This is a genomic window from Paenarthrobacter aurescens (assembly GCF_025421775.1).
GTDB lineage: Bacteria > Actinomycetota > Actinomycetes > Actinomycetales > Micrococcaceae > Arthrobacter > Arthrobacter aurescens_B.
This window is the reverse complement of record NZ_JAOEFX010000002.1, coordinates 214,651-225,905: the sequence shown is the minus strand read 5'-3', so window position 1 is coordinate 225,905 and position 11,255 is coordinate 214,651. Positions and strand designations below refer to the sequence as shown.

General features: G+C 63.7%; 8 protein-coding genes. 3 read left to right on the top strand and 5 right to left on the bottom strand.

Annotated features, from left to right (window positions below; translation table 11 throughout):
* Positions 1 to 33: 33 nt before the first annotated feature.
* The 3 genes from N7568_RS04395 to N7568_RS04385 form a co-directional block, all read right to left on the bottom strand.
* Positions 34 to 2,124, bottom strand: a complete 2,091-nt coding sequence (locus N7568_RS04395) for an MFS transporter (protein WP_261608686.1) — start codon at positions 2,122 to 2,124, stop codon at positions 34 to 36.
* Positions 2,125 to 2,134: 10 nt separating this feature from the next.
* Complete coding sequence (locus N7568_RS04390; RefSeq protein ID WP_261608685.1) at positions 2,135 to 2,617, bottom strand: MarR family winged helix-turn-helix transcriptional regulator; 483 nt, start codon at positions 2,615 to 2,617, stop codon at positions 2,135 to 2,137.
* 86 nt (positions 2,618 to 2,703) lie between these two features.
* Positions 2,704 to 3,600, bottom strand: coding sequence for a LysR family transcriptional regulator (locus N7568_RS04385; protein WP_261608684.1), 897 nt, complete (start codon positions 3,598 to 3,600; stop codon positions 2,704 to 2,706).
* Positions 3,601 to 3,694: 94 nt separating this feature from the next.
* On the opposite strand from N7568_RS04385, the gene N7568_RS04380 reads away from it, so the two are divergent.
* Complete coding sequence (locus N7568_RS04380) at positions 3,695 to 4,723, top strand: MBL fold metallo-hydrolase (RefSeq protein WP_261608683.1); 1,029 nt, start codon at positions 3,695 to 3,697, stop codon at positions 4,721 to 4,723.
* 32 nt (positions 4,724 to 4,755) lie between these two features.
* Complete coding sequence (locus tag N7568_RS04375) at positions 4,756 to 6,090, top strand: MFS transporter (RefSeq protein WP_261608682.1); 1,335 nt, start codon at positions 4,756 to 4,758, stop codon at positions 6,088 to 6,090.
* A 73-nt stretch (positions 6,091 to 6,163) separates the two neighbouring features.
* On the opposite strand, the gene N7568_RS04370 is transcribed toward N7568_RS04375, so the two are convergent.
* Complete coding sequence (locus N7568_RS04370; protein ID WP_261608681.1) at positions 6,164 to 7,879, bottom strand: thiamine pyrophosphate-binding protein; 1,716 nt, start codon at positions 7,877 to 7,879, stop codon at positions 6,164 to 6,166.
* Positions 7,876 to 8,937: an agmatinase gene (speB, locus tag N7568_RS04365; RefSeq protein ID WP_261608680.1), complete on the bottom strand. Its 1,062-nt coding sequence runs from the start codon at positions 8,935 to 8,937 to the stop codon at positions 7,876 to 7,878. The genes N7568_RS04370 and speB overlap by 4 nt, the downstream gene beginning before the upstream one ends.
* 221 nt (positions 8,938 to 9,158) lie before the next feature.
* Between speB and N7568_RS04360 the strand changes: the two genes are divergently transcribed.
* A complete protein-coding gene (locus tag N7568_RS04360; protein WP_261608679.1) occupies positions 9,159 to 11,132 on the top strand; it encodes an APC family permease in 1,974 nt (657 codons plus the stop codon).
* The last annotated feature ends 123 nt before the right edge of the window (positions 11,133 to 11,255 follow it).

The window sequence follows — 11,255 nt, the reverse complement described above, 5'->3', positions numbered from 1 at the left end:
AGGAGTTTCGAACAAGGACGGAATCTGTAGAGGTTAGCCTGCGTGCTTGCCGTGGTCGGGGCGTGCCTCGCGCGCTTCAACACCTTGCAGAAGCAGCAACGCCATCCGCTCCTGCTGCCTCCGTTCGCGCTTGAGCTCCTTGCGGATCGCAGCGAGTTCCTCCGCGGTGTTGGCCTGTTGCTCCGCGATGGTCTGCTGCTCCCGCAACCGTGCCTGCAGTTCCACGTTGGCGCGGCTGAGCTGCAACTGCTGTTCGGCCAGGACGTACTGGGTGCGGGACAGCTGTTCCTGCACTTCCCTGACGTCAGCTGCTTCTTTCACATCAGGGGTGGCGTGCGGGCGTTCCTGAGTGAGGATCCGGGCGAATTCAAGGTCGAGGTCGGCCCCGGAGTCCTGCTTCGGAGCCTGACGTCCGGCCCCGGAAACAGTGCGTACGGCACCCAAGGTGCGTGCGCCGTCGTCGTCAGCTTTTACATCGTCAGCTTTCACTGCGTCCAGAGACGAGGTATCCAGCGACATCCCGGCGTCTCCCGAAGCCGTGGCCATGAGTTCCTTCTCAGGAGCGGCATCCACGGTGCGGCGCAGCGGGCGCTCCTTGATGAAGACCACAGCCAGGAGGGCCACAACGCTGATGATCGCGGAGATCAGGAAGATCTGTGCAGTGGCGTCACCGTAGGCAGCGCGCATGATCTCGGCGATGGGGGCCGGCATGTCGGCAAGGTCCATGCTGGCTCCGGAAGTGCCGCCCTGGACCTGGATACCCGCGGCAGCCATGCCTTCAACGGCCAGGTCCTTGACGTGGTTGGACATGATGGCACCAAGGACGGAAACGCCGATTGCGCCACCCACCGAGCGGAAGAACGCTACGGAGGCACTCGCGGTGCCGATGTCCTTGGCCTGGACCGTGTTCTGCACGGCGAGCACGAGGTTCTGCATCAGCATGCCCAACCCAAGGCCGAACACGCCGGTGTAGATCGCTACGATCCACAGTTCAGTGGTGTGGTCCATGGTTCCGGCGAACGCGAGCCCGCCAATGAGGAGGACCGAGCCTGCGATCAGGAACCTCTTCCACTTACCGAAGCGGCTGATCAGGATGCCTGACGCGACCGAACCTATAAGGTTTCCCGCGATCATGGGGAGCGTCAGCAGGCCGGCCTCGGTGGGCGTGGCACCGCGCGCAACCTGGAAGTACTGGCCCAGGAAGGTGGACGATCCGAACATCGCGATACCAACGGCAACCGACGCAACGATGGCCAGTGCGGTGGTGCGCTCGGCAATGATCTTGAGCGGGATGATGGGCTGGGCCACCTTGGTTTCCACGAAGACCAGGAGGGCCAGCAACGCTACGCCGCCACCCACCATGAGCGCGGACTGCCAGGAGAACCAGTCGTAGTAGTCCGGGTTGCCGGCGAAGGAGACCCAGATCAGGAGCAGGCTCACGCCGGAGGTGAGCAAAATCGAACCGAGCCAGTCGATCTTGGCGGGGCGCTTGATGTGCTGGATCTTCAGGGTTACTTGCAGCAGGATGAGTGCGACGACGGCCAGCGGCACGCAGACGAAGAACGTCCAGCGCCAGCCGAGAGGGCTGTCCACGATGAAACCACCCAGCAGCGGGCCACCGGCGGTGCCCACAGCCATGACTGCGCCCATGTAACCGGAGTACTTGCCACGATCACGCGGCGGGATCATGGAACCGATGATCGCTTGCGCCAGGGCCGTAAGGCCACCCATCGCTACACCCTGGATGACGCGGGCGGTCAGCAGCAGCGGAATCGTTTCGGACAGGCCGGCCATGACGGAGCCGGCCACAAAGATAATGATGCTCAGCTGGACCAGGAGCTTTTTGTCGAAGAGGTCCGCGAGCTTGCCCCAGATCGGGGTGGTTGCAGCGTTAGCCAACAACGCGGCCGTGATGACCCAGGCGAAGTCGGTTTGGGTGCCCTTGAGTTCGGACATGATGGTGGGCAGCGCATTGGCAACAATGGTGCTGCTGAGGATCGCCGTGAAGAAGGCTGCGAGGAGGCCGGTGAGGGCCTCCATGATCTGCCGGTGGGTCATGGGCGCGGCCGCCCCGTTAACTGAGGCGTCCACCGCCTTGGAGTTTTGTACTGCTGGTGTAGCCATGCGTGGGCTCCTAAGCTGTGTGGTTTGTTGTGATGGAGCCGGCCGCCGTTGCCCGGATTGAGTCCTTGAGGGACACCGTGAGTTTGTTGATCACCTGGGAGGCCTCGAGGGCGTCTGCCTCGCTCCAATCCGCCAGGTAATCCCGCAGTCTCACGCTGCGTTGTTCTTCGAATTCGCGGAGTTTCGCCGCGCCTTCCTCCGTCAGGGCAAGAAGTTGAGCCCTTCCGTCCGCGGGGTCCGGCCGCCTGACCACAAAGCCAAGCTCTTCCAGCTCAGTGATGTGCCGGCTGAGGACCGGGGCGCTGACACCCAGGCGCGTGGCCAGGTGCGTGGCGCGGGTCTCCCCCTCGCCGATGAACCGCATGACACCCTGCACAGCCATACCGACGTCGGGAACGCGGGCCATGTGGGCGGTCACCACGCAGCGCAGCGTGCGCTGGAGATCGAAGATTTGATGCACAAGATCGGTTGCTGTGGCAGAACCGACGGACATGGGAAACACCCCTCTTTTTGCTTGCCTAAAGCAACTATAACTCAGATTGATTGCTTTGGGAAACTAAAGATGAGGGCTCTTGGGTGTTAGAGGGCCAGCACCCGCGCTGCGGCGACGACTTCCTCCACTCGCCGGGGACGCTCCACGCCTGGAGGCACAGCCGCAACAAGCCAGCTTTCCGGAAGCTCATCCTCGATGGGCACCAAGGCAACCTTGGCATCGGCGTATACGGAAGCGACCCCGGGCCAGGCATGCGTTACGGAGATGGCCAGCCCACTCGCCACTATCCCGCGAATCGTCTGGGCAACAACGCTCTTCCAGCGCACCCTCGGCTCAATACCGGCCGAATGAAACATGGCCGTCACGCGGTCGGCACTGGGCGGGACGTTGAAGAGGACCACATCCTCGGTGGCCACGTCAGCAAAACGCAGCGCTTTCCTGGTAGCCAGGGGGTGGGTAGCCGCCAGCATGAACTGCGGGCGGGATTCAACCACCTTCACCACGTCGACGCCGGGCACCACCTGGAGTGAATAGACGAACGCAATATCAAGCTCCCCCTCCCCCACCGCGCGCTGGAGTTCCTCGGCCGTGCCTTCCACGAAGTCCAGCTCAACTTCCGGCCATTTCTCCGCAAAATGGCCAATGAGTGCCGGCATCAGCCGGGGCGAGATGGCGATCATGCACCCGATGGTCACGCGGCCGCGCATTTCTTCGTGGGAACCCAGCAGGGCGCCTTGAAGATCGGTGGTTTCCCGCAGGATTCGCCGCGCCCTCACGCCCAGCTCAATACCCGCAGGCGTCGGCTCAACACGCTTGGCCCGGGTCCGGATCAGCAGGTCGAGGCCAAGGCTCTTCTCAAGCTGGGCGATGGCCATGGAAGCCGCGGCCTGGGAGATGTTGCTTTCGCTGGCCGCCTTCGTCAGGGAACCGTGATCCAGCACCGCCACGAAGTATTCGAGCTGGCGCAACGTTACTTCACCCATCAGTTCTCCTTATGAACTTCTTTGAATTGATTGATTATACAAGTGAGGTGAGCCGGACCACACTGGAGGAAAGCCAAAATTGCAAGGAGAAACCATGACGAAGACGTCATCCCTGAAACCACATATCGTCACGTTGGGGACCGCCGGCGGTCCGCGTTGGTGGGCGGCAGCCGATTCCGGCGAGCGAACGGGAATTGCTACCGCAGTGGTAGTCGGGGACGCCTTTTACCTGGTTGATTTTGGCCAAGGCGCAGGCCGACGGCTCAGCCAGTCAGGGCTGGAACTCAAGGACCTCCGCGCCCTCTTCATCACTCACCTCCACTCGGACCATGTGTACGACCTCGCCGGGCTCGGCATCTTCGGGCTGTATGCCCTCACCGACCGCACGGAGAATCCAGTCCGCATCATTGGACCCGGCAACCGCGGTGAGCTTCCCCCGGTGTCGCCACGCGCCGTCGTCGAACCGCTTCCGCTGGCGCCGGAGAATCCGACGCCGGGCACCCGGCAGATGTTCGAGCAACTGATGGCCGCCCACGCGACGGACCTCAACGACCGCATCCTGGACAGCCTCCGCCCCAGCCCCCTGGAAATCTTCAATGCCGAAGATATCCACATCCCCACCGGGTCCGGCTACCACCCCAACAGCAACCCAACGCCGGACATGGAACCTTTCGAGGTCTACCGCGATGAACTGGTGACAGTCACGGCCATCCTGGTGGAGCACCCGCCGGTTGCTCCGGCGTTCGCCTTCCGCTTCGAGACCGCCGAGGGCTCCGTGACGATTTCCGGCGATACCGCCTACACACAGAACATGATCACCCTGGCCCAGGACACGGACCTGCTGCTGCACGAGGCCATTGACTTCGACTGGGTGGAATCCTTGTACGCAGACAAGACCGACGAGGGCAGCCGGGCGGCCCGCGACCACCACTACAAGTCCCACACCAGTGTGCGGGAGGCTGCCAAGCTGGCCGAGGCTGCCGGTGCCAGGCACCTCGCTTTGCATCACCTCGTCCCCGGTTCGGCCTCCGCGTCGGTCTGGCTCGAAGCCGAAGAGCATTTCACCGGCACGTTCACAGTCCCCAACGATCTCGACGTCATTCCGTTCGCCCGTCAGCGCTGACAGCCGAACCCCCTAGCCACCTGAGGAATCACATGAGCCCAGCATCACCGCAGGACACCCTGCAAGGAAGTGCAACCGTTGCACCCGAACACTCCATGAAGTCAAAGGATATGCGCCGCATCCTTGCCTCCAGCTTCATCGGCAGTGCCATCGAGTACTACGACTTCATGCTGTACGCCACGGCCGCCAGCCTGGTCTTCAACAAGGTCTTCTTCGCCAATCTGGGTCCGGGTTTCGCGCTCTTCGCATCCTTTGTCACCCTCGCCGTCGGCTACGTAGCCCGTCCCCTCGGCGGCCTCATCTTCGGCCACTTCGGAGACCGGATGGGCCGCAAGAAGATGCTGGTCCTGTCCATGCTCATCATGGGGTTCGGCACGACGATGATCGGCTTGTTGCCAACCACGGCCCAGATCGGGATTGCCGCGCCCATCGCGTTGGTGGTGCTCCGGCTGGTCCAGGGCGTCGCTGTAGGCGGCGAGTGGGGCGGCGCTGCGCTGATGGCCATTGAGCACGCGCCAAAGAAACACCGCGGGTTCGCGGCAGCATTCGCCAACGCCGGCGGACCCGCCGGGGCCATCCTGGGCACGCTCGCACTGTCCCTGTTCGCAGCACTCTCCGGTGACGACTTCCTGGCGTGGGGTTGGCGCGTACCGTTCCTGCTGAGTGCTGCGCTGATTGCCGTTGGAATGGTCATCCGCCTCAAGGTGTCCGAAACTCCTGCTTTCCAGAAGCTGGAAGCAGAGGGAGCCAGGCGGCGGGTGCCCCTTCTCGACGTGCTCAAGAACAACCGCCGCGCCGTGGTGCTCGGCTTGCTCGCAACCACTGCGTTTTACGTCTGCCAGTCAATGACCACGGTATGGGGTGTTTCTGTAGCCGTTGAGAACGGGGCCGACAAGAACGGTGTCCTTAACATCAAGGCGTTCGCGGCACTTCTCACGCTGATCATCTGCTTCTACTCGGCACGCCTCAGCGACCGGATCGGCCGTCGTCGGGTCCTCATCGGAGCGTCCCTCCTGGGTGCCGTCCTTGCCTACCCCATCCTGCTGCTCATCAACAACGGCGAACTGTGGGCATTTGCCCTGGCCATCGTGTTGGGCAATGGGCCGGTACAGGGCTTCCTCTACGGCCCCATTGCCGCCTACGTCGCAGAACAGTTCCCCACCCGCAACCGGTACACAGGAGCCTCGCTGGCGTATCAAGGTGCCTCGATGATTGGTGCCGGTTTCACGCCCATGATCGTCGCCGGCCTCAGCCTCGCGGCCGGGGGTGGCCTGTGGCTCATTGCAGTGTTCTGGATTGCTGCGATGCTTGCGGCGGTTGTTGCCGTCAAACTCACCCCGGAGGGCACCCAGCGCGACCTCGACTGAGTGTCTTTAAAGCAGGCAGCCCCCGCACGGTGTTCCGTGCGGGGGCTGCCTGCGTATTTGTCATCCGGGGCGTTTAGTCGTCCAAATGAGTGGGGCCGAACATCTTCAGCAGCGTTTCAACCACGACGACGTTGGGTCCGTCAGCTTCGAACGAGGCCTTGAGCGCGTCCCCCACTTCCTCCGGGGCAACCCGGCGGGCCGGGACACCGAAGGATTCGGCCAGCTTCACGAAGTCCGGGCGGGCGAGCTCGGTGGCCGTGGCCTGGCCGAAAGCACCCACCATGTACTCGCGCAGGATGCCGTAGCCGCCGTCGTCCACGATCAGCCAGGTGACCGGGACGTTGTGCTGCTTGGCGGTAGCCAGTTCAGAAATGGAGTACATGGAGGAACCGTCGCCGGACACTGCCAGTACCCTGCTCGGCTTGCCCGTGGTTTCCAGGCCCACAGCCCCGCCGATTGCCGCAGGGAATCCGTAGCCGAGGCCGCCGGCTCCCTGGGCGGAGTGGAACTGGCCCTGCCGGGCGTCCCAGCAGCTCCAGCCCCAGTACGCGGAGATGGTCATGTCCCAGAACGTCTGCATGTCAGCCGGAACTGCCTCGCGGATGTCGGACATGAACTTAAGTTCCTTGGCCAGGTCCTGTGATTCCAGGCGCGCCTTCACCTTGGCCAGGGACTCCTTGACCAGGTCTTCAGGCGTGGTGCCATGCCATGAACGCTGTGTCGCCTCAGCCGCACCTGCTGCTGCGAGGGCTTCGTCCAGTGCCGCGAGGGCCTGTCCGGCGTCGGCACGGATGCCCAAGCCTGGCCGGTTGGATTCGAGGACGCGCGGTTCAGCATCGATCTGGATGATGCGGCCGCGGGGTTCGAAGGTGAAGTAGTTCGAGGTCACTTCGCCCAGCGAGGAGCCGATCACGATCAGCACGTCGGCGTCTTCGAGGACGTCGGTCATGTACCGGTCCTCGATCCAGGACTGCAGTGACAGCTCGTGCGTCCACGGGAACGCGCCGTTGCCGCCCGGGGTGCAGATCACCGGGGCACGCAGCTGCTCGGCGATGGAGAGCAGCGACTTCTCGGCCCGGCCACGACGCGTACCGCCACCGGCGATGATCGCCGGACGTTCCGCCGTCGAAAGCCACTTCACGGCTTCGCGGATCAACTCCACGCGCGGCGGGTTATCGAACGCCTCGGCGAGCGCGTCCTCCACCGGGGGAACCATGATCGGGTCCAGCAGGACGTTCTGCGGGATTTCGATCCACACAGGACCTTGCGGCGAGGAGATCGCTTCGGTCCAGGCGTCCTGGATGGCCGACGGGATACCGGAGGCGTGCTGGATCAGCCGCTGGCTCTTGGTGACGTTCGCGGCCGAAGCCTTCTGGTCATCGAGCTGGTGCAGCATGCCTTTGCGGCGTGCGCCCAGGCCGTCAAGCGGGATCTGGCTGGCAACAACCACCATGGGAACACCCGTGGCGTAAGCCTCCTGCAGCCCTGCAAGGGACGTCAAAGCGCCGGGACCGGTGGACAGGAACAGCACACCGACCTCGCCGGTGGCGCGGGAGTAACCGTCAGCTGCGAAGGCCGAGTTGTTCTCCACACGTGAGGACACGAAGTGCAGATTGCCGCGGCCCATGGCGTCAAAAAGACCCAACGCGTGCTGCCCAGGAATGCCGAAGACGGTCTTGGCTCCCAGAGCTTCGAGGGTCTCGACGACGAGGTCACCGCCGTTGCGCTGGTTGGTCCCCGGTTCCTTACCTTTGGTGGGGGCTGCTGTACCGGGATCGAAGTCGATCATCGCTGGTCTCCGGTTGCCTTCGCGAGCTCTTCCATGCGGGCGCCGAGTGCCTGCTGCGCGTAGCCGTTCGGGGCACCATGGCGGTCTCCTTCGACGGCGTTGTCCGCCATGAGGGTGACCAACTCGTAGGCCACATGGCTGCCTGCAACGCCGGTGATCTCAGCGTGGTCGTAGGCCGGGGCGACTTCCACGATGTCCGCACCCACGAGGTTCATGCCGCGGAAGCCACGGATGATTTCGAGGAGTTCGCGGCTGGAAATGCCGCCTGCCTCGGGCGTGCCGGTGCCGGGCGCGTGGGCCGGGTCCAGGACATCGATGTCCACGGAGATGTACAGCGGGCGGTTGCCGATGCGGTCGCGGATCTTTGCCACTGTTTCCAGGACGCCCTGGTAGTAGACGTCAGCGGAGGTGACGATTCCGAAGCCGAAGCGGTGGTCGTCGTCGAGGTCCTTCTTGCCGTACAGCGGACCGCGGGTGCCGACGTGGCTGATGGCCTCCGTGTCCAGGATGCCTTCCTCCACTGCGCGGCGGAACGGGGTGCCGTGCGTGTATTCAGCGCCGAAGTAGGTGTCCCAGGTGTCCAGGTGCGCGTCAAAGTGGAGCATGGCGATGGGTTCACCGGCCCGCTCTGCTGCTGCGCGGAGCAACGGCAGGGCGATGGTGTGGTCGCCACCGAGGGTGACCAGCTTGCTGCCGCTGGCAGTGAGGTCCAGGGCGTTCTGCTGGATGGTCTCGATGGCCTCGTTGATGTTGAACGGGTTCACGGCCATGTCGCCGGCGTCGGCAACCTGGATGTTCTCGAACGGGCTGACGTCCCAGGCCGGGTTGTACGGGCGCAGCAGACGGCTGGCCTCACGCACGTGGTTGGCGCCGAAACGGGCGCCGGGACGATAGGAAACACCGGAGTCGAAGGGAACGCCAACTACCGTGACGTCGGCCTTGGCGACCTGGTCCAGGCGGGGCAGGCGGGCGTAGGTGGCGGCACCGGCATAGCGCGGGATGCGGGATGAATCAATGGGACCGATGTTCCCGTTGGCCTCAATACGGAGCTCTTCCAAAATGCGCCACTCCTTAGTGGATAGCTGGGATGCATGTGACACCCATCATACACTCAAAGTTGTCCAATATGCATCACTTGTTTACAAGTCAGATTTGAGGGCGCGCGTCATGAGATGCCGGTCACAGCGGGCGTAAAGATTCCATAAAAACCGGGGTCCCGGCGTCGAACCCGGCCATACGCTCCTAGCGGAAGCAGCATCCTGCTGCGCGAAAGGACAACGTGACCACCCTGACGAGGCCTCCGGCCGACCCGGCCAACCGGCCAAAGAATTCCTTCAAGCTCAAGTCATGGCTGCTGGAAGGAATGCCGGATACCTCAGGCAAGCGGCAAGGCCCCCACGGCCGCCCGTCAGACTCGCATAAGCCCCAAGCCTGGTGGAAGGTCATGTGCCTCACCGGCCTGGACTACTTCTCCACCCTCGGCTACCAGCCGGCCATCGCCGCGCTTGCCGCCGGCCTGCTGTCCCCGCTGGCCACGTTGCTCCTGGTCTTCGCAACCCTTGCCGGAGCCCTGCCCGTATACCGGCGCGTGGCAAAGGAAAGCCCGCGCGGCGAAGGGTCCATCGCCATGCTGGAACGCCTGCTGCCACGCTGGGGAGGCAAGCTCTTCGTCTTGGCCCTCCTCGGCTTCGCCGCCACGGACTTCATGATCACCATCACGCTTTCGGCCGCCGACGCCACGGCCCACCTCATCGAGAACCCCTTCGCTCCGCACTTCCTCGAAGGCCAGCAAGTGGTTATCACACTGGCTTTGATAGCAGGCCTCGGAGTCGTCTTCCTCCGGGGATTCAAGGAAGCCATCAACGTGGCAGTAATCCTGGTGGCAGCGTTCCTGGCACTGAACCTGGTGGTCATTGCCGTATCCATGGCCCACCTCTTCACCGAGTCCCGCGTCATTACCGACTGGTGGACCGCGCTCACCACCTCCCATGGCGACCCCATCATGATGATCGCCCTGGCACTCCTGGTATTCCCCCGCCTGGCACTGGGACTCTCCGGATTCGAAACCGGCGTCGCCGTGATGCCCCAGATCAAGGGCCACGCCACAGACACCGAAGCCAAGCCCACAGGCCGGATCAAGGGCGCCCACAAGCTGCTCACCACCGCAGCCATCATCATGAGCTCATTCCTCATCACGTCCAGCTTCACCACGGTCATGCTGATCCCCGCCGCCGAATTCCAAGACGGCGGCAAAGCCGAAGGCCGCGCACTGGCCTACCTCGCCCACAAATTCCTGGGCGACGGCTTCGGCACGGTCTATGACGTCAGCACCATCGCCATCCTCTGGTTCGCCGGCGCTTCCGCCATGGCCGGACTCTTGAACCTCGTCCCCCGCTACCTGCCCCGCTACGGCATGGCTCCGGCGTGGGCCCGCGCCCTTCGTCCACTGGTCCTGGTGTTCACAGTCATCGCCTTCCTTGTCACCATCATCTTCAAGGCGGACGTCAACGCCCAGGGTGGCGCCTACGCCACAGGCGTGCTGGTCCTCATCACCTCGGCCTCCATAGCCGTCACCCTGTCCGCACGGCGAAAGAAGCAACGGGCCCAGGTCATCGGTTTCGGGCTGATCTCCCTCGTGTTCGTCTACACCACCGTGGTCAACTCGATCGAACGGCCCGACGGCTTGAAGATTGCGGCGCTCTTCATCCTGGGCATCATGGTTGTCAGCTTCATTTCCCGCATGCGGCGCGCCTTCGAGCTCAGGGCCACCCACATCAAGATGGACGAGAAAGCCCTCGAGTTCACGGCGAACGCTGCCGAAGGACCTGTACGCATCATCGCCCACGAGCCCAAGCACCTCAGTGCAAGCCGCTACCGGGAGAAGCTCCAGCATGCCCAGCAGGCCAACCACCTGCCCCTTGACTGCGACGCAGTGTTCATCGAGGTCATCGTGGACGACAGCTCGGACTTCGAGCAGGAACTCCAGGTCGTGGGCAAGCAGAGGCACGGGTTCAAGATCCTGGAAGTGCACAGCAACAACGTGCCAAACACGGTAGCCGCAGTACTCCTCCACATCCGCGACGTCACCGGCTTCATGCCGCACATCTACTTCCGCTGGACCGAGGGCAACCCGATCTCCAACCTCAGCAAGTTCTTGTTTTTTGGCGAAGGTGAGATCGCCCCGGTAACCCGTGAAGTGCTGCGGGAAGCTGAGCCGGACATCACCCGCCGGCCGTGGGTGCACGTGGGCTAGCCGCTGCCCCCGCGCGTTCCTTCCCAGTTAGTCAGCCGCTCAGCACCGCCGCCCCTTGGAATCCCGGGGCCGGCGGTGCTCGGCGGTTCATGGAACGGTCTGCAACTGGGGAGGAGCGCAGAC